At 36.9% G+C, this 26782-nt stretch carries 27 protein-coding genes; 9 read left to right on the top strand and 18 right to left on the bottom strand.

Translation table 11 applies throughout. From position 1 onward, the window contains the following. Positions 1-21 precede the first annotated feature (21 nt). Complete coding sequence (locus F3J23_RS17460; RefSeq protein WP_167031933.1) at positions 22-1602, top strand: GMC family oxidoreductase N-terminal domain-containing protein; 1581 nt, start codon at positions 22-24, stop codon at positions 1600-1602. Here F3J23_RS17460 and F3J23_RS17455 read toward each other — a convergent pair. From F3J23_RS17455 to mqo, 3 genes are all read right to left on the bottom strand, one after another. Then, complete coding sequence (locus F3J23_RS17455) at positions 1599-2471, bottom strand: AadS family aminoglycoside 6-adenylyltransferase (protein WP_167031930.1); 873 nt, start codon at positions 2469-2471, stop codon at positions 1599-1601. The genes F3J23_RS17460 and F3J23_RS17455 overlap by 4 nt on opposite strands. A gap of 1 nt (position 2472) precedes the next feature. Then, positions 2473-2874, bottom strand: coding sequence for a hypothetical protein (locus F3J23_RS17450; RefSeq protein WP_167031927.1), 402 nt, complete (start codon positions 2872-2874; stop codon positions 2473-2475). Between the two features lie 67 nt (positions 2875-2941). Next, positions 2942-4447 (bottom strand): malate dehydrogenase (quinone), encoded by a 1506-nt coding sequence (gene mqo / locus F3J23_RS17445; RefSeq protein WP_167031924.1) that lies wholly within the window; start codon positions 4445-4447, stop codon positions 2942-2944. Positions 4448-4971: 524 nt separating this feature from the next. Between mqo and F3J23_RS17440 the strand changes: the two genes are divergently transcribed. The 3 genes from F3J23_RS17440 to F3J23_RS17430 are packed head-to-tail and all read left to right on the top strand — an operon-like array spanning position 4972 to position 7701. Then, on the top strand, positions 4972-6078 hold the full coding sequence (locus tag F3J23_RS17440; protein ID WP_167031921.1) for a hypothetical protein: 1107 nt from the start codon (positions 4972-4974) through the stop codon (positions 6076-6078). A 13-nt stretch (positions 6079-6091) separates the two neighbouring features. After that, positions 6092-6913, top strand: a complete 822-nt coding sequence (locus tag F3J23_RS17435) for a hypothetical protein (protein WP_167031918.1) — start codon at positions 6092-6094, stop codon at positions 6911-6913. 11 nt (positions 6914-6924) lie between these two features. Then, positions 6925-7701 carry a hypothetical protein gene (locus tag F3J23_RS17430; RefSeq protein WP_167031916.1) on the top strand — a complete coding sequence of 259 codons (777 nt, stop codon included), beginning with the start codon at positions 6925-6927 and terminating at the stop codon, positions 7699-7701. 83 nt (positions 7702-7784) lie between these two features. Here the strand turns inward: F3J23_RS17430 and F3J23_RS17425 are convergent, their stop codons facing one another. Beyond that, positions 7785-8825 (bottom strand): NAD(P)H-dependent glycerol-3-phosphate dehydrogenase, encoded by a 1041-nt coding sequence (locus tag F3J23_RS17425; protein ID WP_167032119.1) that lies wholly within the window; start codon positions 8823-8825, stop codon positions 7785-7787. A 223-nt stretch (positions 8826-9048) separates the two neighbouring features. Here F3J23_RS17425 and F3J23_RS17420 point away from each other — a divergent pair, with 223 nt between their 5' ends. Then, positions 9049-10074, top strand: coding sequence for a M23 family metallopeptidase (locus F3J23_RS17420; protein ID WP_185156475.1), 1026 nt, complete (start codon positions 9049-9051; stop codon positions 10072-10074). Positions 10075-10131: 57 nt separating this feature from the next. Here F3J23_RS17420 and F3J23_RS17415 read toward each other — a convergent pair whose 3' ends face one another. Both F3J23_RS17415 and F3J23_RS17410 read right to left on the bottom strand, forming a co-directional pair. Continuing rightward, positions 10132-11232 (bottom strand): alkene reductase, encoded by a 1101-nt coding sequence (locus F3J23_RS17415; RefSeq protein WP_167031913.1) that lies wholly within the window; start codon positions 11230-11232, stop codon positions 10132-10134. A 197-nt stretch (positions 11233-11429) separates the two neighbouring features. After that, a complete protein-coding gene (locus tag F3J23_RS17410) occupies positions 11430-11771 on the bottom strand; it encodes a winged helix-turn-helix transcriptional regulator (RefSeq protein WP_167031910.1) in 342 nt (113 codons plus the stop codon). A gap of 120 nt (positions 11772-11891) precedes the next feature. Between F3J23_RS17410 and F3J23_RS17405 the strand changes: the two genes are divergently transcribed. Next, on the top strand, positions 11892-12272 hold the full coding sequence (locus F3J23_RS17405) for a DoxX family protein (RefSeq protein WP_167031907.1): 381 nt from the start codon (positions 11892-11894) through the stop codon (positions 12270-12272). Between the two features lie 211 nt (positions 12273-12483). Here the strand turns inward: F3J23_RS17405 and F3J23_RS17400 are convergent, their stop codons facing one another. From F3J23_RS17400 to F3J23_RS17375, 6 genes are all read right to left on the bottom strand, one after another. Beyond that, positions 12484-13167, bottom strand: coding sequence for a hypothetical protein (locus F3J23_RS17400; protein WP_167031904.1), 684 nt, complete (start codon positions 13165-13167; stop codon positions 12484-12486). Positions 13168-13318: 151 nt separating this feature from the next. Next, the gene (locus F3J23_RS17395) at positions 13319-14491 is read right to left on the bottom strand and encodes an MBL fold metallo-hydrolase (RefSeq protein ID WP_167031901.1); all 1173 of its coding nucleotides are present in this window, start codon (positions 14489-14491) and stop codon (positions 13319-13321) included. 15 nt (positions 14492-14506) lie between these two features. After that, positions 14507-15160 carry an NAD(P)-dependent oxidoreductase gene (locus F3J23_RS17390; protein ID WP_167031898.1) on the bottom strand — a complete coding sequence of 218 codons (654 nt, stop codon included), beginning with the start codon at positions 15158-15160 and terminating at the stop codon, positions 14507-14509. 62 nt (positions 15161-15222) lie between these two features. After that, the gene (locus F3J23_RS17385) at positions 15223-15633 is read right to left on the bottom strand and encodes an Rrf2 family transcriptional regulator (RefSeq protein ID WP_167031895.1); all 411 of its coding nucleotides are present in this window, start codon (positions 15631-15633) and stop codon (positions 15223-15225) included. Positions 15634-15697: 64 nt separating this feature from the next. After that, the gene (locus F3J23_RS17380; protein ID WP_167031892.1) at positions 15698-16648 is read right to left on the bottom strand and encodes a hypothetical protein; all 951 of its coding nucleotides are present in this window, start codon (positions 16646-16648) and stop codon (positions 15698-15700) included. A 153-nt stretch (positions 16649-16801) separates the two neighbouring features. Then, positions 16802-17239, bottom strand: coding sequence for an FKBP-type peptidyl-prolyl cis-trans isomerase (locus tag F3J23_RS17375; RefSeq protein ID WP_167031889.1), 438 nt, complete (start codon positions 17237-17239; stop codon positions 16802-16804). Positions 17240-17820: 581 nt separating this feature from the next. On the opposite strand from F3J23_RS17375, the gene F3J23_RS17370 reads away from it, so the two are divergent. The 3 genes from F3J23_RS17370 (at position 17821) to F3J23_RS17360 (ending at position 21319) form a co-directional block, all read left to right on the top strand. Continuing rightward, on the top strand, positions 17821-19530 hold the full coding sequence (locus F3J23_RS17370) for an Ig-like domain-containing protein (protein WP_167031886.1): 1710 nt from the start codon (positions 17821-17823) through the stop codon (positions 19528-19530). Between the two features lie 24 nt (positions 19531-19554). Then, positions 19555-20079, top strand: a complete 525-nt coding sequence (locus F3J23_RS17365; RefSeq protein WP_167031883.1) for a hypothetical protein — start codon at positions 19555-19557, stop codon at positions 20077-20079. A gap of 232 nt (positions 20080-20311) precedes the next feature. Next, on the top strand, positions 20312-21319 hold the full coding sequence (locus F3J23_RS17360) for a catalase (RefSeq protein WP_167031880.1): 1008 nt from the start codon (positions 20312-20314) through the stop codon (positions 21317-21319). 93 nt (positions 21320-21412) lie between these two features. Here F3J23_RS17360 and F3J23_RS17355 read toward each other — a convergent pair whose 3' ends face one another. The 6 genes from F3J23_RS17355 to F3J23_RS17330 form a co-directional block, all read right to left on the bottom strand. Continuing rightward, positions 21413-22453, bottom strand: a complete 1041-nt coding sequence (locus F3J23_RS17355; RefSeq protein ID WP_167031877.1) for a TerC/Alx family metal homeostasis membrane protein — start codon at positions 22451-22453, stop codon at positions 21413-21415. An 85-nt stretch (positions 22454-22538) separates the two neighbouring features. Next, entirely contained in the window at positions 22539-23147 is a 609-nt protein-coding gene (locus tag F3J23_RS17350; RefSeq protein WP_089694597.1) for a TerD family protein, read from the bottom strand. A 119-nt stretch (positions 23148-23266) separates the two neighbouring features. Then, positions 23267-24214, bottom strand: coding sequence for a hypothetical protein (locus tag F3J23_RS17345; protein ID WP_167031859.1), 948 nt, complete (start codon positions 24212-24214; stop codon positions 23267-23269). 16 nt (positions 24215-24230) lie between these two features. Beyond that, positions 24231-25406, bottom strand: a complete 1176-nt coding sequence (locus tag F3J23_RS17340; protein WP_185156474.1) for a toxic anion resistance protein — start codon at positions 25404-25406, stop codon at positions 24231-24233. Positions 25407-25408: 2 nt separating this feature from the next. Then, entirely contained in the window at positions 25409-25966 is a 558-nt protein-coding gene (locus tag F3J23_RS17335; RefSeq protein WP_167031857.1) for a TerD family protein, read from the bottom strand. Then, the gene (locus F3J23_RS17330; RefSeq protein WP_167031854.1) at positions 25956-26780 is read right to left on the bottom strand and encodes a phosphoribosyltransferase family protein; all 825 of its coding nucleotides are present in this window, start codon (positions 26778-26780) and stop codon (positions 25956-25958) included. The genes F3J23_RS17335 and F3J23_RS17330 overlap by 11 nt, the downstream gene beginning before the upstream one ends. Positions 26781-26782: the final 2 nt, after the last annotated feature.

Genomic DNA, 26782 nt, shown 5'->3' with positions numbered 1-26782 from the left:
ATTTTTTGACCGTCAAAGTTCATGAACAGAAAGGACTTCATTACAACAAGTGCATTAGCCATTTCCGGTTTTTATTTTCTTCAGTCTGATCTATTGAAAGCCGCTGAGAGAAATGTGAATATAAAGAAAGAAACCATTGATGCTCCGATTGTAATTATCGGCAGCGGATATGGAGGTGCAGTATCTGCCCTGCGCCTTTGTGAAGCCGGAAAAAAAGTAGTGATGCTGGAAATGGGGCTAAACTGGGAGAAAGCAGGTATTCCTTATTCCAATCTTCTGAAACCCGGAAAAAGTTCTGCCTGGCTGAAAAAGAAAAGTATTGCTCCTTTCATGAATATCTTTTCTCTGACTCCTTTTACCGGAACATTAGACCGACTGGACTTTGAAAACATCAAGATCTGGGTAGGAAGAGGTGTGGGCGGAGGTTCACTGGTAAATGGCGGAATGGCTGTAACTCCTAAAAAAAACTATTTCAGTGAGGTCTTTCCTGAGCTTGATGCTGAAAAATTTTATTCATATTATTTTCCTTTGGTACAGGAAGAGCTTAAAGTAAATGTTATAAATGAAAATTTTTTAAAAGAATGTCCTTATTACCAATTTACCCGAGTAGGTGAAGAAGAAGCTCATAAAGCCGGTTTTAAAACCATCAGAGTTCCGAATGTTTACGATTTTAAATATATGGAAAAGGAATTCAAAAATGAGGTTCCACGTTCTGCCCTCAATACCGAGGTCATTTATGGAAACAATCATGGAAAAAACAGTTTAGACAAAACCTATCTCAAAAAAGCACTGGAAACAGGAAATCTTGAAATCCTGGACCTTCATCATGTTCAGAGTATCAGACTTAATAAGGATACAACCTATACATTAAATACAAATCAGATTGATACTTCAGGAAATGTTACTGCTGAAAAGATTTTCAATTGTAAAAAGCTGATCCTTTCTGCAGGAACTATGGGAACACTGCAGCTTCTGATGCGATCCAATGCTGAAAACAGCCTTCCCATTCATGAAAAGATAGGAAAAAACTGGGGAAACAATGGGAATTTCATGACCGGAAGAAACTGGGTAAAACCTTTTTCCGGCGGTACAGGATCTAAGCAATCCACTATTCCTGTGGGCGGAATTGATAACTGGGACGATAAAGAGCATACGTTTTTTACAGAGATTGCACCGCTGCCTATGGGAATGGATGTAGCTACGGCATTATATTTACTGATCAACAGAGTGGATAAAAAGGGTGAAGTGATCTATAATAAGACCAACCGCTCACTAACCTTACACTGGGATAACAGCCACACAGCCAAAATGAAAGAAAATGCCCAATATTTTGTCAGAAAAATGAATAAGGCCAATGGTGGTACCCGAAGTCATTTTCTGTTCAATAACGGTTTTGGAGCAGATATCTGTTATCATCCACTCGGAGGTTGTGTTCTGGGTGAATCTACTAATGAATTCGGGAAGTTAAAGCACCATGAAAACCTTTATGTTCTGGATGGATCATTAATTCCCGGAACTATAGGTGTAAATCCCTTTGTTACTATTACGGCTATTGCAGAGTATTGTATTGAAAATCTTATAAAGCAAAATGAGTTTGCTTAAGAATAAGGTATTGATCGTACTTCATTAAGATAATTCCGGATATCTTCTTCATGTTGACTCGGATAAGTAAAACTGAGTTTTTCAGCTAAAGAAGTTCCCAACTCATGAACCACATCAGCAAATGCAAATAAGGCATTCCAGTTTTCTTCAATATTGTTTCCTGAGAAAGTTGCCTCTAACTTCCTCCACAGATTTTCCGGCAGATACTTCCTGAACAATCTTCCGTGTTTGTTGGTGGTTATATTGTTCCAATTGTTAGCGTCTGCAATATACCATTCGATTAAAGGGACCAGATAATCTGTCCGGAGAATATTTTCAGACATGAATTTCGCATAAAAGATATCTTTTCTTTTAAGACATTTTGCGACATAGGTTGTATCCCACCAGAAATCATTCAGAAGCTGCCTGAATCTCTCTTCTGAAGGTTTATGGATCATAATGGATTGATAAGTCGGCGGTTTCAGGCCTTTTGTCAGATCATCTTTATCGATCAGCACTTTATATCCTACATCCCAATCTTCAGGAAGGGTTTCCTTCTGAATTTCCTGAATAAATTCAGTAGTCTGATACAGTTTAAAGTCTACTTTGACATGGTCTTTGTACAGCACCATTTTCATAGCATGTTTTCCTTCAAAAACACGATCATCTTCTTCAATCATGGAAATAGGTTCTCCAAAAAGTCTGATCCAGCTGTTATCGGATTCATAAGCTGCTCTGCTTTCAAACACCAATTCTACGTCAAGATCACTGAAATCATCTACGGGAGCATAGGGGTTAACCAGCGAACTGGTGAGAAGAATAGCACGGATATCGGGATTCTTTTCAGCCCATTGAATGATTTGTTCAAGCTTTTCTTCTCTTGTCTTCATATCAATAGGATTCTGATATTTTTACACGATAAATGTCTGAGGAATTTCTCTTAATAGATTCCACAAAAAAACCTCCTTCTTCCGGAATAACTTCTTTTAAATCGAAACTTTTACAGTCTTTCGGAAGTCCGGAAAAGATCAGGGTAAACCAAAAATCTTTCATAAAAGGGACTGGTGTCCAGTAAGGGGAAATTGAAATATTTTCAGCATGAATCAACTTACTTCTGTGTTCAGACTGATTATCAAAAAGATAAGTCGAATGCCAGATTCTTATCAGATTTCCTAAAAACGGAGATGCCGGAAAACAACAGTGCACAATAACCTGCCTCTCTTCTTCTGTTTTCGCCTGAAGAGATTCCAGAATTTCTTTTGCGATAACCGGTTTTACAACTATTTCTGCCACCTTTTTTATACATAATAAATAATGGGCAATGTATAATAATGATATAACTCACTGCCCATTACTGATGTTAATATTCTAATTCTAATTTTTCTTTTGTGTAGGTTCTTACTTCATGGGTAAGCTCTGGATTTTCTGCCAGTTTCTGTCCGTAAGAAGGCACCATTTCAAGCAGTTTATCTTTCCATTCTCCATGAAGTTTTTCCGGAAAACATTTTTCAAGAACATTCAGCATTGCATATACAGCTGTTGAAGCACCTGGTGAAGCTCCCAGTAAAGAAGCGATCGTTCCGTTTTTATTCACCACCACTTCGGTTCCGAATTCCAGCTTCCCTCCTTCTTTTTCATCTTTCTTTATGATCTGGACTCTCTGCCCGGCAACCTTCAATTCCCAGTCATCTTCTTTAGCATCTTTGATAAATTCTCTTAAATGCTGCATTCTCTGTGATTTGGTCATTGCCACCTGCTGAATAAGATATTTCGTAAGAGGAATATTATGCCACCACGCACCGAATAATGATTTCAGATTTTTGGTATTCACACTTTCAGGAAGATCGAGGTAGCTTCCTTCTTTCAGGAATTTTGTGGAAAATCCTGCAAAAGGGCCAAACAGAAGCGCTTTTTTACCATCAATAATTCTAAGGTCCAGGTGTGGAACAGACATTGGTGGTGCATCTACTGTTGCCTGCGTGTACACTTTTGCATGGTGTTTTTCTACCAATTCCTGATTATGGCTTACCAACCATTGCCCGGAAACCGGGAAACCTCCGTACCCTTCACTTTCTTTGATATCTGAGCTGTCCAGCAATGGAAGGGCATATCCTCCGGCACCTATAAATACAAAATCAGCCACAACTTCCTGTTTGTGATTATGGATTCGGTCTTTGACTTTCATTTCCCATTGACCGTTTTCCCGCGGAGAAACATCTTTCACTTCATGGTATAAGAAAACCTCAACATTGGAATCTTCCAGAAGATGTCTTCCCATTTTTCTCGTCAGTGTTCCAAAGTTCACATCGGTTCCCATATCCATCTTTGTGGCTGCCATTACTTCGGATTTATTTCTTTTACTCATTACCAAAGGAATCCATTCTTTCAGTTTTTCGTGGTCTTTAGAAAACTCCATTCCTGAAAAAAGAACAGATTCTTCCATTGTATCGTGACGCTTTTGAAGATATTCGGCATCTCTTTCTCCGAATACCAGGCTCATATGAGGACATGAGTTGATAAATTCTTTAGGTTCTTTAATGTACCCTTTTGTAATCAGGTAGGACCAGAACTGTTTTGAAATTTCAAACTGTTCAGCAATGCTTTCTGCTTTTGTAATATCAATGGAGCCGTCTGGTTTTTCAGGAGTATAATTTAGCTCACAAAAAGCGGAATGCCCTGTTCCGGCGTTGTTCCAGGCTGCTGTACTTTCTTTGGCGAATCTTCCAAGTCTTTCGAAGATAGCGATTTCAAGATTTGGATCAAATTCATGAAGCAGCGTCGCTAAAGTGGCGCTCATGATTCCGCCCCCTATCAGTACAACGTCGTATTTAGGTTTCGGTGTTCTGCTTGTAAGCGATTGTGACATAATTTTAAAATTTTACTCCAAATTTCGGGAAAAGTTTTAAAAACAGAAACGCGTTTAACGATTTTAACACCTTATTTTTTGATGAAAAAAGACTTCCTGAATGAACAACAAAAAACCATGGAAATTATCAATAAAGTTTCATTGAGATGATGAATCAAACTCTTCTTTTTGGATGAAATGTTGAAAAAAGTACCACAATTTCAAATTTTATAATTCACCATAGAGTAAATAATTATCCTTCATTCCATTGTTTTATATCCTCTAAAAATTTAAGTTCAATTAAGTTCACAATGCGGAATACTTTAACCATAATCGTTTATGTAATAACATTTTATCAACATAAAGTGATTAAACATTAAAAATAATTAATAAAAATTCACCTTCAATTGACAAATAAGCAACTTTATAGATAAAAATCTAAACCAAACACAACGAATGATTGTTTTTTTTACGTACCTTTCAATAAAATTAATACAATATTTAAAGCAATATTGATTAAAATTATTTCGCAAACAAACTAAAAGATGAAAATTGTTACCCTAACTTGTACATTTTTCGCTACAGTGGCATTAGCCCAAAGCGGAAGTGTAGGAATTAACACGTCCACACCGGACCCCAGTGCAATTCTGCACATCGAAAACTTCAATGGAGTTCCAGCCACTGCCACCGCTACCGTATCGGGAGGTGCAGTAACCGGAATAACCATCACTAACGGAGGAAGCGGCTATACTACAGCCCCTACTGTCAATTTTTATGGAGGAGGCTCTGTTGTCAACGGAGGAAATAAAGCCCGTGCTACAGCAACTGTTTCCAACGGCGTTATAACAGGCATTACCCTTAATAATGGCGGCAGCGGTTACAATACTGCTCCCACGGTAGCTATATCAGGGGGAAACAAAGGTATGCTGTTTCCAAACCTTAATATTGTTAGCTTAAGCAATACGACTTCGCCAGTTCCTTCTCCTGCCAACGGCCTTATCGGATTTAACGGTGGAACCAATAGCAATAACAAGGCACTGCATTTTTTCAACAGCACATCAAGCCAGTGGCAAAGTACTATTGATGCAGAAAACACCCCTAAAATTGCTTATCTTGATTTTACAGGGTCCTTATCTGCTCTTGACAATGCTGTTGCCGGAGCCAGTACTTTATTATTGGTTAATCCACCGGCTATTTCAGGGGTATCGAATATCAATGGATTTAAGGTCGTTCAGAATACTTCATTTGGCGGCTATTCAATTATTTTGCCACAAGGAAATTATCTGGTAGAAGTTAATTTAAATTTAAATTCGCCACAGGAAAATCCGCCAGGACAAGGGGGAACAGCTCCACTTACAGGAAGCTCATATTATCTGATGGGATATTTTATAGACTTCACCAACGATACTTATAATAATTCAGCCAATACATTTACGGGAGGAGCCAATACAAGAAAGGAGGTTCCGATTGTCTCTAAGGTTTCAACGAACCATTTGGCTACCTGGTCTTATTACTATTCTGTTCCTGCTAATCCGAACGCCAATATTATTGGAGGGCTAAGACTGCAATTAGGAAGAATGCAGAACAGCACCTTCTACGACCTTGTTAATGTGATCTCTACCGGATCTTATATAAAAATATCCCAGCTTTAAAAACAACCAACATATGAAAAAAAGTTATATTCTGCTATTATTAATTATAGTACAGACCCTATATGCCCAGGTTGCGATTGGTAAAACATCAGTGAACACCTCAGCTGCACTGGAAGTTTCCGAATCATCCAACAAAGGAGTTCTTCTTCCCAGAGTGGATATTATTGATATCCTGAACAATACATCACCCGTCAATAATCCTGTAGAAGGCCTTGTGGTATATAATAAAGGGAATACAATAAGTCCGGGTCTTTATATCTGGAAAAACAACAGATGGACCCAACTGGCGGATACCTATAATCTGGTAAGCTATATGATGCTTCAAAGAACCATCGATTATCCTATATTAGGAGGCTTTGCCAACGGAACTTACAAGAACTTCAACGATGCTGCTTTCACTGTTGTTTCCAATGATATCGGAGCTTTATACAACAATTCAACAGGAGTTATCACACTTCCCGGAAACAGTGGTTATCTGGTAAATGTATGCCTGAATATAAGAACAACTCTTGAAAGCACAACAGCCGGAATTGGCGGAACAGCCATTCATCTGCATCAATATCTGGTAAAACTCGTAGACCCGGTAAGTGGAAACCAATATGGTAAAACAATCAGCATCAATGCCCAGTCTATTGCCACCAACAAAACGCATACTCTGAATATGAGCTTCTCTTTTGTGACCACATCAACAACGCCAATTCTGTTAGTTCCTGCTATTGCTCATGATGCAGGAGGAACCTATCAGTCGGGTGCAGGAGGAACTGCTCCGAATAACGGGGAGATCATCATCACCAATGCTAAAATTGACATCCAGAGATCAGCACTTAATCAATAATCAACTGTACAATGAAAACATCTATTTATATTGTCTGTATTTCGATCTTTCTGTTCGGCATTTCTGCAAAAGCACAGGTTGGTATCAATACAAACACCCCTAATACAAGTACCGTTCTGGATATCAACTCCTCGAACAAAGGTGCTCTTTTTCCGCAATACGACCTTATTGTTCTGAACAGCACATCAACACCGGTATCCAATCCGGCAGACGGGCTTATTATTTACAACAAAGGAGGAGCTTCCACTTTTCCGAAAGGCTATTATATTTGGGTGAGAAATCAGTGGCAGCGCACTATTCTTTCCGGATCTGAACCGCAAATCATGTCTCTGATTATCAACTCAGGAGTATTAATTCCTACCGGAAGTACGAATAATACATTATCTAACTTCACTGTAACTTCGAATAAAATTACAGGAGCATCTTTGGGATCAGATACCTCTTCCATTACATTACCGGCAGGCACTTACATACTCCGTTATTCTGTGGATTCCAGTAATGCTAACAATAATAACGGAACTGCCAATACCCAGTATTTATCGCAGAATTTCACATGTACTCAATCTTACCTGATTAACGCAGCCAGTACTGCCACGATTACGGAAATAAACAGAATGTGCCAGCTATCTAGTTCTTTTACATTCTTCCAGGGAAGTTACTTTTTAAAGCTTACTTCTCCTACAACGATTAAACAAAAATTTGAATTTGATACCGGGAACGGTTTTACGGCCAGCAACCTCAATATCAGATCCTCACTGGCGCTTGTCATTACGAAGATGAGCCAGTAAAATCCTATAAAAACACATCAGCATAAAAAAAACAAGGTTTACCAATAGATAAGCCTTGTTTTTATATCATGTCTGCCTGTTTATTAATTCAGCTTTGCTGTCAATTTTTTAAACTGCTTTTCTGCATTTTTACCATCATAAAGAATGGCATATACTGTATCAATAATCGGTAATTTAAGGCCTTTTTGTTTTGCCGTTTTATAAATTGAATCTGCTGCATAATATCCTTCTGCTACCATGTTCATCGATTGGATTGCCGATTTTACCGTATATCCTTTTCCGATAAGATTTCCTAAGTTCCTGTTCCTTGAAAAAAGTGAATAGGCTGTTACCAAAAGGTCTCCCAAGTAAGCACTTTCATTCACGTCTCTTGGGGCTTCATAGATGGCTTCGAGGAAAGTTTCCATTTCACGAATCGCATTAGACACAAAAACAGCAGTAAAGTTATCACCATATCCTAATCCACTGGCGATTCCGGCTCCGATTGCAAAAATATTTTTAAGAATAGCACTGTATTCATTACCTAAAATATCCTTGCTTGTATGTACTTTTATAAAATCTGAACTAAAAATTTCTTCAAGCTTCTGCGCCGTTTCATCTTCTACCGTGGCAATAGTAAGGTAAGAAAGTCTTTCCATTGCAACTTCTTCGGCATGACAAGGCCCTGCAATAACAGCCTGATTTCTGAATCCGATCTTAAATTCATCACGAAGATAGTGTGCTACTACATCATTTACCTTAGGAATGATTCCTTTAATTGCCGAAATAAATATTTTATCTGAATAATCACACGTCATTTTTTCCAGCGTATCAGACAAATAAATGGATGGTGTTGCCAGTACAACGACATCACAAGCAGACACCAGCTCATTGATATCTGTTGTTAGCTTCAGACTCTTCAGATTAAAATGAGCGGCAGTAAGATAGGTAGGATTATGCCCACGAAGCTCAATAGCTCCTTTTACAAATTCACTTCTTACACACCAGTGTACTACTTTACAGTTTTCAACAAGCATTTTTACGATTGCGGTTGCAAAACTTCCGCTCCCTACAACTCCTACAGAAATATCTTTTTTATTCTTTTTTGGATTCGAAGATTCTGTAATAATTTTCTTTTTAGCCATAATTGGAATGTGAACTGCAAATATATTAAACATAGATTTAACAGGGCACTGAAAGCCCAACAAAAACCAATTTCTAAAAAAAATCAGGTTCCCGACACAATTAAATATCTATTTCTGCGTTTGATACAGAAAAAACTGAATTTTAATTAATAATAACCCATAATGTTTATTTTTAATTAATTTTACAGCCTCAAAACCGTTTTAACATTCTAAGAGAAGAAATATGAAAAAATTTCTAAAGAGCAAGAAGAACGTAAATATTCTCCTTGGGGGACTTTTGCTAGTAGTTTTTGCACAGGGTGTCTTCATTGCTAAGCTCTTTTCCGAAAGAGATGATAAGACCTACGAAGTGAACCTTGTAAAAATAAACACTGAAAAAGACAGTGTAGATTATTTAAAAATGAAAACTGATCTTACACTTGTAGATCAAACCGTTGCCCAGCTTAATTCTTTCCTTAAATCTAAGGATATTTCCAATGAAAAGCTGATGATGCTCAACCAGGATAGTATCTCAAATTCTATTTATCTTTCCAAACAAGCTAACCGATACAGCCAATATTTGATGGACCTTCAGAAAAAACTGATGCAGGTTCCTTTGGGAATGCCTACAGACGGGTATATTTCATCCAACTTTGGTGTAAGAAAAAACCCTATTCCATTTAAAACCGTTTTCGCTTCCGTAAAAACCAGTGCTGCCCCGGAAACAAAATCTGTAGCTGCGGCAGTTCCCAAGCCTGAAGTAAAGGCTGAACCTGTGGAAAAGATCATTGAGCTTACCGACAGCTATGGAAATAAAAGAGAAGTAAAAGTAATGGTAACTCCGAAAGCGGCTCCTGTTGCTTCGGCTCCAACAGTGACAGCCCCAAAAACAGCCACCAATACAGCTGCAAAATCTGCTCCTGTTGAAAAGAATAATCCACCGGCTGAAGCAGATCAGATGCAGTTCCATAAAGGGTTGGATATTGCAGTAGCATTCGGTTCTGATGTAAGAGCTGCAGCTGCAGGAACAGTTATTTTCTCCGGCCAGAAAGGGGGATATGGAAACTGTGTAATCGTTTCTCATGGAAATGGGCTGGCTACTCTGTATGGACATTTATCGCAACTTGTCTCAAAAGTAAATGACAAGGTAAAAGTAGGCCAGGTTATTGCAAAATCCGGAAATTCCGGACGCTCCACAGGGCCTCATCTTCATTATGAAGTACACAAAAACAATACTCCGGTCAATCCGAAACTGTTTATGAATCTATAAAAAATGGCTGCCAGTTATTGGCAGCCATTTCTTTACAAAACTTTAAATTAAATATAATCAGGTCAAAAACGGATAATCCGTATATCCCCTGCTATCTCCTCCGCCAAATAAGGTATGCGGATCACTGATTTCATTCAAAGCAGCATTTTGTCTGACTCTTTCAGGATAATCGGGATTGGTTAGAAATTTTCTTCCGAACCCGATCATATCTACCAGATCTTTTTCCAATAGTTCTTCTCCTTCAGACGGGGTTTTATTTCCCGTGGCAATAATTGTATTGCTAAACTTGTATCTAAGTTCTTTTCTAAACAGATACGGAATCCGGGGAGCATCATCCCAGTCAGCTTCACATAAATGAATATAGGCGATCCCAAGTTCATTGAGTTTTTCTACTGCCTGCATAATGGTGTCCAGAATTTTTGGATCATCCATATCTTTAAACTTAATGAACGGTGAAAGTCTCACACCAGTTCTTTCTTTTCCTACAGCATTAATTACAGCTTCGGTTACTTCTATCAGAAAGCGGATTCTGTTTTCTGTATTTCCACCATATTCATCTGTTCTGATATTGGAATTGCTTCTCAGAAACTGGTCAATAAGATAGCCGTTTGCCCCATGAATTTCCACACCGTCAAAACCTGCATCTATAGCATTTTTTGCCCCTTCTGCAAAGTCTTGAATGGTTTGATGGATTTCATCTTTTGTCATTGCTTTCGGTTCTTCCACTTCTATAAAAGCTGCGTCACCATTTGGAGCACCATCAAAAAGATATACGTTTGTATTTGTGGCCTTAAGTGCCGAAGGTGCTAAAGGCTGCAGCCCGTTAACCCAGGAAGAAGACACTCTTCCTACATGCCAGAGCTGCAAAAATATATGTCCTCCTTTTTCATGTACGGCCTGAGTCACTTTTTTCCAGCCTTCAATTTGTTCTTTAGTATAGATCCCAGGGGTTCTGGCATATCCCATTCCCTGGAGAGAAATCTGAGTAGCTTCAGAAATTATAAGACCTGCTGAAGCGCGCTGCCCATAATATTCAGCCATCAGATCATTAGGAATACAACCTGGTTCAGAAGAACGGCTGCGGGTCATAGGAGCCATTACAAAACGGTTATTTAAGAGGATATCATTTAAATGATAGGATTGAAATATTTTTTTCATACTATATTTTTTAATTATTTGTCTGTAAATTATACTGACAAAAATATAGTAACAACCAGGAGCATTGATTGTAAAAATTCATTCTATATTTGTAAAAAAACAATTACCTATATACTGCTTCAAATATTAGAAATTTCTTCAAGTTATATTGAATTTTCCTTAATCGGTAATGTTATTTTCTACGGTTCATCTGCATATTAGTTATCTGACAGGACCTCTTTTCGGTGGAGCAGCCCCCAAAAATGCAGCTCATCCAGAACTCTTTCCAGAGATTTTCCGTGTTCGGTGATGGAATACATAACTTTTGGTGGAAAAGAATCAAAGACTTCTCTCTTTATCAATTTATTAGATTCTAAAAGCTTTAATTCTTTGGATAAAGTTTTATCTGTGATTCCATTCACATTTTTTGAAATTTCTCCAAATCTTTTAGGACATTCTGATAATGAAAACAGAATAAGAAGTTTCCATCTTCCTTCTACCGCTTCTAATGCATCCTTTATTGAAAGCATTGTCTTAGGACAGCCGCCTTTTGATATCATATCTTAATATATTTTGACGTTACTTTCCTATCGGATAGTGCTTTCCAAAAGGATAGTAATATATTTTCGATAGCAAATCTAATTAATTTTGTTACGAAAATTATTCTAAGATTAAACGAAATGCAAAAAAAATCAAAAACGCTTAATATTTTCCTTTGGACAGCTCAGGGATTGTTAGCAGTTCTATTTGTCTGGACAGGGTTTATGAAAATATTCACACCTGACCAATTGCCTTTTCCCTGGGTAAAGGAAAACCCCAATCTTGTTCTTTTTACAGGGTTTATCGATCTGATGGCCGGAATCGGGATTGTATTTCCTGCTCTGCTTCAATTAAAACCTAATCTGACATTGTATACATCAATTGGAATAATATTTCTGATGCTGGCAGCTATCACCTTTCATATTCTAAGAAATGAAGGTAAAGATATCGGATTTAATATTTTTATAATGATTCTGGCCGCTTTTGTTATTTGGGGAAGAAGCAGAAAGTTAAAAGCATGATACATTTATTATAAAAGAAAACAGACGTAAAGTATTAATTTTACGTCTGTTTTTTATATCAAAGCTGTTTAAGCTTAACCACAAAGTCACAAAAGTTTTTTATTTTTCAAACACGTTAGCCACTTTAGAAAGATAGCTTAAGTGTTTATAAAATGCTTTTGTGGCTTAGTAAAAAAGTATAAACAGATTTATCATTTCTATCGTTCGTATTTTATGGGAATTCAATATTCAGAACCTTTTTTGTCTTCCTGTCAAATGCCACATTGATAAAGGGGAAAAGTTGATCTCTTTCACTTACTTCTCTGATTAAAACGGTATTGCCTAAATTTGAATCATCAATAAATTCAAATCCTTGAAACTGTATTTTTTTAATAACTCCCATTTCTGAATCCATCCGGGAAAGTCCCTCTTTTACAGACTTATCTGCAGGTCTGAACCTGTCATCAAACATTTCAAGAATTCCATCATAATCTTTATTGATCAGATGTGAATTAATTTTATCAATTTCAGGAAATATATTTTTCACTTCCTGTAATTCCTCTTTTGTAAAAGATTTCGAAAAGCTGGCTCCATCCGGGAAAAGTAATTTTGTTTTAATGATATCATAGGAGCTTTCCGGTTTTTGATTCTGAAAAATCATAAACGCAATATTGGCAGCGTTAGATGCCGCTCTTTGAGGTTGCTTATTGATCAGTTTACTATCTTTAATCTCCACCTCAAAAAAATTACTGGATTTTCCGTTTAGATTTTGTACACCCTTCATGGTTTGGACAAAGCCGCCATAAAACTTCTGAACTTCATCGACAGATTTCTTGTCCTCGGGCGTAGTTGCCAGTTTTCCACAGCTGAACAAAAATAGCAACAGCATAAAAGGTAAAAATTGAATTGATTTCATTGGGTTATTAATTGATTTTAAAAATTTTATCCGGGAATTCGGAGGTTCACAAAGTATATACTCTTAAAGAAAAGTCTATTCCCGCAAATGTATAACAAAATATAAGAAAAAGTACATGTGAATTATACATGTACTTTTTGATTTTTTGGTATTATTTTAAAACCTTAAGACTTCCTTTCGGATGGGTAAAAGTACCGTCGGGGCCCGCAATATTTGAATACACAATATTTTTATTGTAATCCTGAATATGGGTTACATTGAAATCCAGATGAGGTTCATGCCAGTAGACCATAAAAACATTCTTTGCAACTTCTACAGCTGTATATTCCACTGTATCTGTACTATTTTTTGAGCTTCCGGCCGTTCCCGTAAATGTCATAGTTCTATTATCTTTAAAATCCAGGAGGAATTTTACTGCTCCAAAATCCACTTCAATTTGATGCCCGATTGCAGGATATGGAGACTTCAGATCCCAGTCCATTTCTTTAAAAAATACTTTTGCTCCCATTTCCAGCTCTTCTTTTCCAGGAAGATCAGGATATTTTTTAACCATAAAATCTACAACCGCTGAAGGTATCTTATTCTCCGTTACTGCTTTTTTATAGTTTTCAAGATAGTTTTTAACGAAATCAAGAGACTGAGGAGAGATCATTTCTTTTCCAAAATGAGAAGGAATTACCTGCTTCGGGCTTAATGCTTTCATGGCATCAATCTGTCCGATCCACTGATCAATTGCTTTTATATTCTGAGTGTCTGCCATCCACAGATGCGAACCTACAGAAACAGAAATACCACCAGCTATGGTTTTAATGGAAGGAATCCAAAGAAAACTATGTGCCGGATCTTCCATATTTTGCCTGATCTCAATCTTGTTTCCTTCAAGATCAGGAATTGAAACAGCTGCTTCAGGAACTATTATTTCTGATGGAGCATCTGCTTTTAACTGTGGTTTCCATACTGAGAGCTTATCGTCTTTTGAAGCGGAAATCAGGTAAGCAGTTTGGGCTGTTGAAATAATCTTTGCATTAGGGAAAGCTTTCTTGATCACATCCAGTCCGAAATAAAAATCCGGATCACTGTGAGAAATGAAAACGGTTTTCAGATTCTTTCCTGTAGCTTTTATTTCTTTAACCAGCTGCTCTGCATACTGCTTCTGAAACTGGGCATCAATAAGTATGGCATCTTTATCCCCATAAATGATGGTGGAAGTAATAGGAAATATTGCTTTACTTCCCGGATTATAAACTTTTACTTTCAGATTTCCGGCGAATATGCTGATAAACCCCATTAATGTAAGTAATGATAATAATTTCTTTTTAATCATTGTTGCTCTTTTCAATTAGTAAGCTGCTGTAAAACGTTCACGGATGTGATTATTATTTTCCAGTTCGTCTACCAGAACCACGGCAACATCTTCTACAGAAAGACGGCTTCTTCCGTTTTCGTCGAATACAGGAGTTTCCAATGAGGTTCTGTATTTTCCCGTTCTTTCTCCTACGTTGGCTGGGTTCATTTCCACAGCAGGGCTGAAAAACGTCCAATCTAAAGACTTGTTTTCTTTGATTTTGTTCAGATAGTCTCTTGCTGCTGTTGCACCAGGTTTATAAGCATCCGGAAAATCGGGAGTATCTACGATCTGTACATGATCCGGTGTGTAAAGGCTTCCTGCACCACCTACCACGATCAGTCTTTTCACTCCTGATTGTTCTACTGCTTTTTGAATGTTTTCTGAACCGTTCAGGAAATCGTTGTAAAGATTAGGATTCGTCCATCCTGCATTGAATGCACTGATAACCGCATCGCTTCCTTTTAATGCTTCTGCAAGCTCTTCTACATTGTTTACATCAACACTTTTTGCAGTTACATTTTCCTGTGTTTTTACCTTCGATGCATCTCTCACTAAAGCTTCTACCGCATATCCTCTGTCTGCTAATTCTGTTACTACGTGTGCTCCTACAAATCCGGTTGCACCAATTACTGCTACTTTTTTCATAATGGTATATTTTAAAATTAAATTGTAATAATTTTTGTTACATTTATGGTTAAAAAAATTTTTTACTCGAATTGATCTGCGAATTCCTGCAAAGACTTGTCTCCTAAAAATTTAATAACCAACTGATCTGTTTCTTCAAATAATGTATTTAAATGAACATTGATTTCTTTTCCAACACTACAAGCCGGATTAGGATTCTGATTTTTCTTTCCCAATACATCTGTGTTTTTTACAGCTCTATAGATTTCAGAAATCGTAATTTTACCGGCATCTTTGGCTAGCTGGCTTCCTCCTTCTTTCCCTTGTCTGCTGATGATCATATCTGCTTCTCTCAACACGCTGATCTCTTTTCGGACGATCACCGGATTTACGTTGATGCTACCTGCTATCCATTCAGAAGTAAGCCACTCCTGAGGACTTTTAGCCAATAAGGTCATTATATGTACTGCCGTAGCAAATCTTGTATTATTCATTGTAATTACATGGCAAAGGTAAACAAAATTTTAATTGTAACAAATATTATTACAATTATTTTTTCTAAAGAATCAATTTATCCAGATCCAGGAGTAAATAATTAATATTCTGATTGATGGTTCTTGTTGCCGACTGCATCTGATTCAGCATAGCCGCACGATTGTGCAGATCATCTGCTCTGTAATATCCTCCATTACTGAAAATTACTGATTTATCCGCTGCTTCTTTACTATCATCAAACTGATAATGCAGCCATCGTTCTTTCATATTTCCGATAATAGAACGTTCTTCTTTATTGGAAAATTTTTTCTCCGTATACATATACCAGATGAAAGGTGGAAAATTCGGAGATTCTAGTTTTTCTTTCCAGATGTCTCTCAGAAGATTTCTCTGATGAATAAACTCAACCTTTTTTCCTTTCGGGTTGAGAGTTGCCAATCCGAAACCTGCTCCTAAAATACCTCCTCCAATGCCAATCGCGTTATCCCAGCCATCGCTTTTTATAATTCCTCCGGCAATAGAGGATGCTGCACCTGCAATAATTGAATACAGAATCAGTTTATTATTTCTGGAAGAATTTAGGTTATCTACGTAATTTCCTATCTGCGCTACCCTTTCTCCTTCACAATCGAATTCTGCGGCTACAGCATCCAGCTCGGTTAAAGCAATGGTAATTCTGCTGTTAATCTTTGTTTTAAGCTGTAAAATTTTAACTTGTGAAGTGAGTGAAGAGTCTTTTTTAAGTTCAATAATTTTATGAACGTCATCCAGATTTCCCAAAGCATTTAAAATCAAAATACTCTGATCGGTAAAGATTCCCTTCAGTTCTTTATTTCTTTCTAAAATGGAATCTGAGTTGTAAGACGGAATTTTGGTATTGTAATTATATTGGAAAGGAGCCTTACAATAGCTGTCTTTAAGGGTAAGTATGTTCTGTTGAATGGCCTGATTCTTTTTGGAAACACAGGAGGCAAGTAAGCCAACAACAGCGAAAAAGTAAAAGAGTTTTTTCATTCAGTCATATTTTGTGTTGTGTGTACCGGATCTATTGTAAAGGTAATCCTTTACTCCTCATTCATCATTTCAGTATTTATCTACACGAATATAGTACAAATAAAAAAATTTACCTGAGTTCAGGTAAATTTTTAATCTATTTTTAAGTTTGGACTATTTTTTAATATCCAATAATTCTACTTCAAAAACAAGGGTACTGTTTGGCCCGATCTCTTTGCTGATCTCCTGATCCCCATACGCTAAATGCGGAGGAATAATCAATCTCCATTTGCTTCCTACAGGCATCAGCTGAAGTGCTTCTGTCCATCCTGCAATAACTCTGTTTAGCGGAAATGATGCAGGTGTTCCTCTTTTTACAGAACTGTCGAAAACTTTACCGGAAATGGTTGTTCCATGGTAGTGGCATTTCACCGTAGATTTCGGACCTGGTTTCGGACCGTCTCCTTCTGTGATAATTTCATACTGCAGACCACTTGGCAGCTGCACTACACTTTCTCTTTTACCATACTCTTCCATATATTCTTTACCGTCTTTCAGATTCTTTTCTGCCAGTTCTTTTTTACGTTTAAATAACATATCTGCTACGCCCATATTATATTTTTTTACAAAGATAAGTCTTTTTTAAAGTCGGAAGATCAAAGCCGGGTCATGAAAAATAACTTAAGTTCAGATTGAAATGCAAAATACCTGTCCTATATTTTAAAAAGCTCCGGAACATAACAATAAAACAATTTAAACAATAAATTAACGCCTTTTATCAGTTCATAATGCAGCTGATAAATCAATTTCATTCAAGAGAAAACACGATGCGCAGAGTGAAAATATATTTTTAACAATTTAATATTCTTTAAAATACAAAACACTGAAAATCAATATATTAAAATTAAAATAATTAATACTTTTTTGAAATTTTCAAAATTTTATTAATAATAATTAATGATTATAAATGATTATATTTTTTGTGCATTATATAAATTTGCCACGATACTAAAAATGTAGAGTTATTTAAACGTAATGGCTTGGTAAAAATACCAAAGCAAAATGTAAGATCTCATTTTTGGTTAATACAGACAATTAGCAAATGATGAAAATTCAATATTAATTGGTATTGATTAATATAAGTAAGATCAAAATTAATTAATAAAAAAAAACACAACAAAACTTACAAATCGATGAAAAAGAATTATTCGTTTCATGGTGCTTTACCATGTAGTAAAATACTGATCTTTTTACTGATTTTATTATTCCATGACCTTTCCGCCCAATATGGAGCCAGTGATGATTTTGATGGTGATGGTATTTCTAATTATGATGATATAGATGATGATAATGACGGGATATTGGATTATATTGAATGCCAGCCTGCATCTACAATAAAAAGATATAATGAAACAGGAAATGCTATCTGGAATGGTACAACAACAATTACTGCAACCCGAAGTAATACCACTAATATAACCCCTGGAAATAAATCGGGCATCACCAATATTAATCGAATTATAACCGGGAGTGCTCCTTCGGTCTATACCAATAATTTTAGAATAAAAGCTACCAGAGAGTCCTTTTGGCTAATGAATACTAATGGCATTGATGATCAGCGGGGATCTGTGACGTTCACTTACAGCACTCCAATCCCTATAAGCGAGGTTTTGATTGTATTACAGGATGTAGATTACAGAACAAGCGGAAGAGCCCCAACAATTACTATTACTGTTAGCGGAGGTACAGCCACTACACAAGATCTGGATGCATATAAAGTAGGAACTTTGGATTTACCCAATCCTAACAATACAAATAATGGAGGCTATAATGCCACTACGGGTGTAATAAGCTATAATGTTCCGTTGCTAGGAGTAGGTACTAATGATGATCGTGCATTTGCATTGGTTGGAAGCAGTTCCGCTACAGTAAAAACGATTAGGGTTTCTTACGAGCTTGATGAAAAGGCGGAAGTTTATATAGGAAGAATTGGAGCACTATGTGACCAGGATAATGATGGAATCTCTAATAACTTTGATTTGGACAGTGATGGGGACGGATGTCCTGATGCCGTTGAAGCCGGTGTTGTAGATTATGCGGGTGCCTCGGCAATGCAGTCCGGGAGTGTACAAAATGGAAGCAATGGAGCGGTTACATCTACGAAAACGGTAGTTGAATCCGTAGTTTCCGGACCTTATGGAACTAATGGATTTGCTGATTCAGTTGAAGATAATGATACCTTTGCTGCTGAATATAAAAATACGGCAGGCTATACTTATTCATCAGCCATTGATTCTGGTGTGGTCATTTGCTGTTCTAATTTTACAGCAGGTACTCTTTCCGGCACACAAAATATCTGTACAGGAAGCAATTCTTCTTTTTCATCTACTCAATCAGAAGGAACCTGGAGTTCAGCCGATACATCAATAGCAATAGTGAGTACAACAGGTGTTGTGACCGGAGTTTCAGCCGGAACAACAACAATAACTTACACTTATGATAAATATAACGGAAGCTGCCCTCAAACTGCAACGAGAACAGTTACAGTAACACTTTGCTCTTGCTATAAACCGGGTACGCCAGCCACAGTTGGAAATCCGGCGTTAATCAGTAAAGTTGGAGTCAGCTCTTTATTAAGAAACAACAGTCAGCAGATTCAGGACAACTGGCCTGCATCCAGAAATGGAGCCTGGTTGGTTATTGAAGCTAGAACCAAAGGATTTGTTGTTAACCGGATGGAATTCAATTCCTCAGGAAACCCGACCAATATTCTTCCAGCCAACTTCGTAGAAGGAATGCTGGTATATGACCTCACTAATAAATGCCTCAAGATGTACACTTCACAAGATTCGGGAGTTACTTTTGGCTGGTATTGCATCAGTACCCAAACCTGCCCGGATTAATCATATTAAACTAAAAATAAAAAAATGAAAAACACACTGATAGTAATGGGATTATTTTCGGCATTAAGCATACACGCCCAAATCGGAATAAGTCGGGATAATGTAAGTAACGGATCTGTTTCTCTGGAATTTGGGGACACAGAAAATAAGGGGATCATTCTTCCTTATGTTTCAGATAAAAGCGGAATAACAGAAAACGGAACCTTGATTTTTGATACCACAGACCATAAAGTGAAATATTTAAAAGATACCAATACCTGGTTTGATTTAAGTGTGGATACGAGTGGAACGGCCAACCTGGATATGCAGGCTAATGACAGAATAGAACAGCCGGGTGCAAAAATTTCCATCAGTACGGGAGCAGGTGGTACTAATACAACCCAAGGAATTTTGGTTCTTGCCGATGATAACAGAGCTATGGTTTTGCCCAAGGTAGCCAGCCCTCATTTGAATATCATCAGTCCAAGTGCCGGGATGCTTGTTTATGATACCGTAAAAAGACAGCTTGCCGTTTATAATGGAACGGTTTGGACGTTTTGGAAACCTTAATTTAGATTCTATTTTCTGCAAATTCATTAATAATTATAAGGGCTGATGAGACCAAGTTTGGGTTAAGATCAATTGCACAGCAAAATGTAAGCATTAAAAATCAACAACTTAAATAAGAAAACCTTTCTATGCTTCAACTTCCGGCTTTGAGCTTACTCAAAATTCAAATAATTGTAATACTGTCTTAACACAATTTCCGAAACTTGGCGTTATAATTGGATTTAAAAACTAAATGCCAAATCCTATAAAATATAATAAGAAGTTTGATGAGCTGAATGAAGAGGAAAAAAAACTTCTGGAAATCAATAAAAAAACGATAGCCGATTTTGTTGAGCAATCCTCTTCCATCAGCGATGTCAATTATGCCACCAGAAATGCCCACGCAAAGACCTATGCAGTAGCGAAGGGAACTTTCTGGGTTGAACCGGATATCCCTGAATCTCTTCAGCCCTTTTTTGATAAAGAAAAATTTGATCTGACAATACGTTTTTCCAATGCCCAATTGAAAATCAAAAATTCCAAAAAAGATATTCCTGCATATGGGTTTGCGGTACAGATTAAGGATGAAAACGGCGGATTGCTGGCCAATTACCCTCTGGTAAATTTCCCTTTATTTCCGGTAAATTCTGTGACTACTTTTTTAAAACTATTCACCGCTGTGAATAAGTTTTACATCAAAAAATGGAGCAGTTTTTTTCAGATACTTTTTCAGCTACTCAAAATGATTCCCTCTTTATTAACTGTCGATATGATTCGTAATATGGTAAAGCTTCTCGGGAAAAGAAATGATTTTATTCTCTCATTTGATTATTATTCTGTAGGTGCTTACCGACTGGGAGATCAGATCATCAAAATAAAACTTTGCCCTAAATCTGTGGATAAAAGCACAGGAAGAAGGCAAAAGATCAAAGATTCTTTAAAAAACTATCTCGAAACAAATGATTTTACAGCGGATGTTATGATCCAGGTGTGCTATGACCTGAAAAACCAGCCTATCAACAAATTGAATGTAGAGTGGAAAAGATCTCCTTTCATCAAGATTGGTGAGGTCAAAATAAATAAAGATTCTCTGTTGGATTCCCGTGATTGCAGCAATGAACTTCTTTCATTCAATCCTTTTGAAAGTAAGATCTTTTTTCAGCCTGTAGGAAAGATACAGAAGCTGCGTGATGAAGCATATAAGGTTTCCGTGCAAACCAGAAGAAAAATAAATAAGCTGCTGCACGGAAAGGGAACCTAGATTTGTAATATTATATTGTTCTCATTCTTTCGAACGACCATAAAAAAGCCCCGGAATTCAATTCCGGGGCTCTTATAATATTCTGATTATTTTTTATTTTTCTTCCAGTTCTTCCTTCTTATCTTCTTTTTCAGGGAAGATGATGGATAAAAGAACAGAAATTACCAAAACTCCTCCTACAATTCCTAATGAAACCGGAGATGGAATATGGATCCAAGGGGCAATAAGCATTTTAACCCCGATGAAAGACAGGATAATTGCCAGCCCATAAGGAAGTTTGCTGAACATGTGAATAAAATTGGCCAACAGGAAATATAATGATCTTAATCCCAGAATCGCAAAGATATTCGATGTATAAAGAATAAACGGGTCATTTGAGATCGCGAAGATGGCCGGAATGGAATCTACCGCGAAGAGAACGTCTGTAAACTCAATTACTCCTACCACTACTAAAAGCGGTGTTGCCATTTTAATTCCGTTCTGAATGGTGAAGAATTTATCTCCATCATAGTTATCAGAAACTTTCCAGAAACTTTTAATTAGTTTTGCTCCTGCTGTGTTGCTATAATCTTCATCATCATCATCGTCACCGTCGCCCCATGATTTGATTCCCGCATACACAAGGAATAATCCAAATAAGGTCATCACAACGTTGATCTTTACAGCTTCTCCGAAGATATTCATTTCAGGAAGATACGTCAGATTGATCAATCCTACTCCTGCAAAGATGAATATTGCCCTGAAGATCAAAGCACCGATAATCCCCCAGAACAATACTTTATGGTGAAGGTATTTCGGAACTTTAAAGAACCCGAAAACAAGGATAAACACAAATAAGTTATCCACAGAGAGCGCCTTTTCAATCCAGTAAGCAGCCTGATACTGTGTAAACTTCTCCACTGCCAAGGCATGGCTTTCAGGCGACCCATCGGTATTAAAAACCCAATAAACCACTCCTGAGAATACCATAGACAGCGAGATCCATACAATAGACCAGATGGTAGCTTCTTTGGAAGATACTTCGTGACTTTTTTTATTAAATACTCCTAAGTCAAGGAGCAGCATGATAACCACTGTTACCGCAAATCCCCACACCAAACCAGGGTGCAGATCTAAAATACTTTGATGTTCCACTTGAGTTATGTTATTATATGATAAAAGCAATAGATGTACAGTGTACAAATATTGCTATTTTATTGATATTCTGATTGACAATAGATTATAAGTAATTCATCTGTACAGTCTGGATCGTCTGCTCCAGTTTTTTGTCTGCCGTTGGATCACCGATTGCGTTGAATTTCCATTCTCCGTTTCTTTTATAGAAAACACCCATCACCATAGCTACATGTCCTCTGAAAGAAGCGTCATTCGCAATATCATACTTTGCAAAAACCTCTCTCACGTTGGTAGGGCTACCTTCATAAATACGAATAGAAGCAAAAGGAATTGTTCCGAAATCCTGGCCTCTGTAACTGTTCAGAACCATTGCTACGTGTTCTACATTGGGTTCCAGCTGGCTGAAGTCTACTGTAATTACTTCATTATCCAATCCGTCATCTCCGTCTACATCACCGGTAAGGTCATCTCCGCTGTGTCTTACAGATCCGTTTCTGGATTTAAGATTCCCAAAATAGATTACTTCCGTAACATTTTTGTTTGAATCGTATAAAATACAGCTTCCGTCTAAGTCTACTGCTTCTTTTTTAGTTCCGAAAAATCCTTTTTTTTCAATTGCTCCCCAGTTGATTCCTACACAAGCCTGGGAAAGTTCAGCTCCGTTTTCTTTTTTAAGGTTGATTCTCTGACCTTTTTGTAAGTTGATAGCCATCTTTTTATGTTTAGTTGTTATTTATTTTTTTTTGCAAAAAAAGCTAATGCTAAGAAAGCTGATATGGTAAATGCATATCGTTCTTTGCTGTCTTGGCTTTCTTTACACCAAATTTCGTTTTAGTTATTATTCAAATTCAAATTAAGCATTGCCCGCAGAATATTCGTTTCTTCATCAAAGTCAAATATTTTGCTCATAATATCTATATTCTCAAGGTTTCTGATGTAATCTTTCAACACTCCTTCCACTTCTGCCGGCAACGTACGTTTCCTTTCATTCATACTATGCTCCAGCTGCTCATTTTTACTTCTCAGCTGATCGATAATGGAGCGCTGGTTAGACTGATTTTCAGAAATATCCAGCTTATCCAGCTCTTTGTCAAAAAGATACAATTTCTTTTCGTCTACACTGAAAATAAAATAATCATCAGACTGAAAGATTTTGAAAAGCTCATAATCGTGCGTTCCGATAAGGTAACCACAGACAAAACGAACTTTAAATCCCCGTATATTTAGTCTTCCTAATAATTTTCTTTCAATGGCATAATCTTTATACTGATAGGCCGGAAAAGATCCCGATTTCAGCAGAGCTTCATCCGCTTCTGCCCGATAAAATTCCTGGGCATATTTTTTATGAAAGTATAATACATTATCCCAGTTGGCAGTAAAGGCATCTTCCGTAAGGTCTTTATACAAAGTTTTCAGGTGCTGGGAAAATACACCGCTGTACATTTTCCTGTCGGTTTCAAAACTGTCTACCTGTCTTTCTTCAAAACCTGAAATATATTTATTGTTGATGTCAATTTCATTAATAACAGCCAGCATATCATTTTCTTTCTGTCTTTTAATTTTAGTCAGAAGTTCGATAAGACTGTCGGTATACTGCAGATGGAAAAGCTCCAGTTTGTTGTAGTCCAGAGCTGTATTTTCCTGGAACAGATTGTGGATAATATCAGTTTTGATGTAAATTGATATTATGTCAATATGTTCAAAAAAATTCGCAAGAAGCTTAAGCTTGGTTAATCTTCTTTTACTCTGCGACAATATGGTTGCTGCATCATCACCCACCTTGATTTCCTATAAATTAACCTCTGACATTTGCTTTTAATTCATGTTCCAATGTCTGAAGATCCTGATCCAGTTTTCTTCTGTTATCTGCTCCCTGTTTCTGGATTTGTTTTACTTCATTCAAGGTATTGATAAGCATTGAAGTGGTTTCTTTCAATGTTTCCACAGATACAATGGTCTGCTCATTTGCTCTGGCAACATTCACAGAATTCTGTCCGAGACGTTCAGCATTTTTTCTCAGGATCTCTTCTGTAGTAGAAGACACCTTTTGCTGAATTTCAATATTCTGCTGTTGTCTGTACATAGCCACAGCAAGGGAAAGCTGATTTTTCCATACCGGAAGTGTAGTGGTAAGAATCGTTTGTGCCTTCTCAGCAATAGAAACGTTGTTATTCTGTACCAGTCTGATCTGTGGAAGCGACTGCATCATGATCACGCGCACCACTTTAAGATCAGCCATTCTTCTGTCTAATCTTGCAATGAAATCCCTTTTATCTGCAATTTGATAATCCTGATAGCTTTGAGGATTAGCTTCCATTAAAGCAAGCTCTCCCGCGGCTCTTTCCATTCTGATATTTCCTGCAATAACAAGACCTTCAATTTGTTTAATGGAGTTTACATTGCTTTCAAAAATAGTCTGAAGAACTGCATTATCTTTTGTAGAAGTGATGATTCCCGCATTTACTTTATAAGAAATCTGCTCGATATTATTAATGATCTTATCGTATTTCGCAAATAAATTTTCCACCTGAGTCATTACTTTCTTCATGAATGGCAATTTGCTCAGGAAGCTTTTCACTTTGTTTCCGTTAAGCTCATCTACGTCTACATAATTAAGTTCTACTAAAAGATCATTGATCAATCCGCCCACTTCACCTGAGTTTGATCTTCTTACGTTTCCTAAGAAGCTGTCACTCTGATTGGTTAATGTTTTCTGAAGTTCTGCTCCAAAATTAACAATAGATCCCGGATTGGCTTCATCTATAGAGTTTGCAAGAACTTCATATTTCTGACGTTCTTCTGACTGCAGCTGAGTCAGATTTACATTTCCTTCTCTATCCACAAGAACCGCCGGCGCTGCATTTTGAACTGGCTGAGCGGGTGTTGGTGGAACCATTGGTGTAGGTTCAAATGTTTTAAGAGGTTCAATAGATCCTAGCGGATCCAATGACTGATTATCCTGATTGTCCATGATTACTTCTGATAAATTGATACAAATTTCTCAAGGCCGTCTCTTTGTCCTGCACCTACAGCCTCAAATTTCCATTCTCCGTTTCTGTTATAGATTCTTCCGAATTCTACTGCTGTTTCGATTGAAAAATCCTCATCCAATTCATATTTTAAGATTTCTTCATTCGTATCTGTATTGAAAATTCTGATGAAAGAATTTCTTACCTGTCCAAAGTTCTGTTTTCTTGAATCTGCTTCGTGGATCGTTACTACTACAGTAATTTCTTTTACTGCATCATCAATTTTAGTAAGGTCAATTTTGATTTGTTCATCATCTCCCGCACCTTCTCCTGTAAGGTTATCTCCTGTGTGTATTACTGCTTTATCTGGTGATTCAAGATTATTATAAAAAATAAAGTGATTATCGGAAACCAACTTTTTGTCGTCACCCAATAAAAATAAAGATGCATCAAGATCGAATCCAGTTCCTGTAGAAGTATTATTGATATCCCATCCTAAACCTACCGTAAATTTAGGTGCGTTAATATTTTCTCTTTGTCCTTTTTGTAAGTTAATAGCCATAATATAATTCCGTTTGTGTTAAAGTATTGATGTTGTTTTCGTATTCTTTTATTAAATGATAATTATTACTGATGGCCAGTTCCAATAGCAGGTCCATCTGTTCTCTTTTTACTTTAGACGTAAGATAATCAAAATTACTTGAATCCAACCCTAAAATATATTTCACAATCCTTGTATTGAACTGAAAACTTTCTTTATTCATCACATCTGCAACATGATTTACGTTTTTCACTGCATAGTAATTAAAAAAGTTCTCAATCTTGGGGTCAAGATCAAAATTCATCAGTTCAGCATAATAGAGGAACATGAAGTCGGCCTCCACCCTATATTCATCTAGAATTCTGTTCACCGTATATTCGTGGCTTCCCGTAATTTTTATATCGTCTATAAAAATACAAAGTTTTCCTCTTAAAAAATCTTTATCGATATAATAAGTATCATTGGCAATCAGATTTTTACGATCTTCAAAATTCAGATTCCCATAATCCGTGATATAGGTATGGTTTCTATTTATTTTAGATAAAATACTGGATTTTTTTCCTTGTTGGAATAAGTAGAAATCCAAATGCTTTTTAAAGTAAAAACATAAAAAGTTAGAAGCCGTAGGGATCGCCATGTAAGGGCTTGGGAGTACTACAATTTCTTTATCTGTATTTAAAAGTTCTGCATTTTCAGAAATAAATCCGTCAAATAATTCTCTTGCAAATTTTTCAGCATACGACTTATCGCCATACTTGAAATAGCTGTATTCAGCCGGTGAGAAAGTAAACTCATCCGCCGAATGAATGTGGTGTAAGCTGTATCTTTTATTCATGT

The organism is Chryseobacterium sp. Tr-659 (genome assembly GCF_011752975.1).
Taxonomy (GTDB): domain Bacteria; phylum Bacteroidota; class Bacteroidia; order Flavobacteriales; family Weeksellaceae; genus Chryseobacterium.
This window is presented reverse-complemented; position numbering and strand designations above follow the sequence as displayed.

What these genes read in the sequence shown, in the direction of transcription:
- F3J23_RS17460 (WP_167031933.1), top strand. Translation starts at nt 22, where the DNA reads ATGAACAGAAAGGACTTCATTACAACAAGTGCATTAGCCATTTCCGGT.
- F3J23_RS17455 (WP_167031930.1), bottom strand. Translation starts at nt 2,471, where the DNA reads ATGAAGACAAGAGAAGAAAAGCTTGAACAAATCATTCAATGGGCTGAA.
- mqo (WP_167031924.1), bottom strand. Translation starts at nt 4,447, where the DNA reads ATGTCACAATCGCTTACAAGCAGAACACCGAAACCTAAATACGACGTT.
- F3J23_RS17440 (WP_167031921.1), top strand. Translation starts at nt 4,972, where the DNA reads ATGAAAATTGTTACCCTAACTTGTACATTTTTCGCTACAGTGGCATTA.
- F3J23_RS17435 (WP_167031918.1), top strand. Translation starts at nt 6,092, where the DNA reads ATGAAAAAAAGTTATATTCTGCTATTATTAATTATAGTACAGACCCTA.
- F3J23_RS17430 (WP_167031916.1), top strand. Translation starts at nt 6,925, where the DNA reads ATGAAAACATCTATTTATATTGTCTGTATTTCGATCTTTCTGTTCGGC.
- F3J23_RS17425 (WP_167032119.1), bottom strand. Translation starts at nt 8,825, where the DNA reads ATGGCTAAAAAGAAAATTATTACAGAATCTTCGAATCCAAAAAAGAAT.
- F3J23_RS17420 (WP_185156475.1), top strand. Translation starts at nt 9,049, where the DNA reads ATGAAAAAATTTCTAAAGAGCAAGAAGAACGTAAATATTCTCCTTGGG.
- F3J23_RS17415 (WP_167031913.1), bottom strand. Translation starts at nt 11,232, where the DNA reads ATGAAAAAAATATTTCAATCCTATCATTTAAATGATATCCTCTTAAAT.
- F3J23_RS17410 (WP_167031910.1), bottom strand. Translation starts at nt 11,771, where the DNA reads ATGATATCAAAAGGCGGCTGTCCTAAGACAATGCTTTCAATAAAGGAT.
- F3J23_RS17405 (WP_167031907.1), top strand. Translation starts at nt 11,892, where the DNA reads ATGCAAAAAAAATCAAAAACGCTTAATATTTTCCTTTGGACAGCTCAG.
- F3J23_RS17400 (WP_167031904.1), bottom strand. Translation starts at nt 13,167, where the DNA reads ATGAAATCAATTCAATTTTTACCTTTTATGCTGTTGCTATTTTTGTTC.
- F3J23_RS17395 (WP_167031901.1), bottom strand. Translation starts at nt 14,491, where the DNA reads ATGATTAAAAAGAAATTATTATCATTACTTACATTAATGGGGTTTATC.
- F3J23_RS17390 (WP_167031898.1), bottom strand. Translation starts at nt 15,160, where the DNA reads ATGAAAAAAGTAGCAGTAATTGGTGCAACCGGATTTGTAGGAGCACAC.
- F3J23_RS17385 (WP_167031895.1), bottom strand. Translation starts at nt 15,633, where the DNA reads ATGAATAATACAAGATTTGCTACGGCAGTACATATAATGACCTTATTG.
- F3J23_RS17380 (WP_167031892.1), bottom strand. Translation starts at nt 16,648, where the DNA reads ATGAAAAAACTCTTTTACTTTTTCGCTGTTGTTGGCTTACTTGCCTCC.
- F3J23_RS17375 (WP_167031889.1), bottom strand. Translation starts at nt 17,239, where the DNA reads ATGGGCGTAGCAGATATGTTATTTAAACGTAAAAAAGAACTGGCAGAA.
- F3J23_RS17370 (WP_167031886.1), top strand. Translation starts at nt 17,821, where the DNA reads ATGAAAAAGAATTATTCGTTTCATGGTGCTTTACCATGTAGTAAAATA.
- F3J23_RS17365 (WP_167031883.1), top strand. Translation starts at nt 19,555, where the DNA reads ATGAAAAACACACTGATAGTAATGGGATTATTTTCGGCATTAAGCATA.
- F3J23_RS17360 (WP_167031880.1), top strand. Translation starts at nt 20,312, where the DNA reads ATGCCAAATCCTATAAAATATAATAAGAAGTTTGATGAGCTGAATGAA.
- F3J23_RS17350 (WP_089694597.1), bottom strand. Translation starts at nt 23,147, where the DNA reads ATGGCTATCAACTTACAAAAAGGTCAGAGAATCAACCTTAAAAAAGAA.
- F3J23_RS17340 (WP_185156474.1), bottom strand. Translation starts at nt 25,406, where the DNA reads ATGGACAATCAGGATAATCAGTCATTGGATCCGCTAGGATCTATTGAA.
- F3J23_RS17335 (WP_167031857.1), bottom strand. Translation starts at nt 25,966, where the DNA reads ATGGCTATTAACTTACAAAAAGGACAAAGAGAAAATATTAACGCACCT.
- F3J23_RS17330 (WP_167031854.1), bottom strand. Translation starts at nt 26,780, where the DNA reads ATGAATAAAAGATACAGCTTACACCACATTCATTCGGCGGATGAGTTT.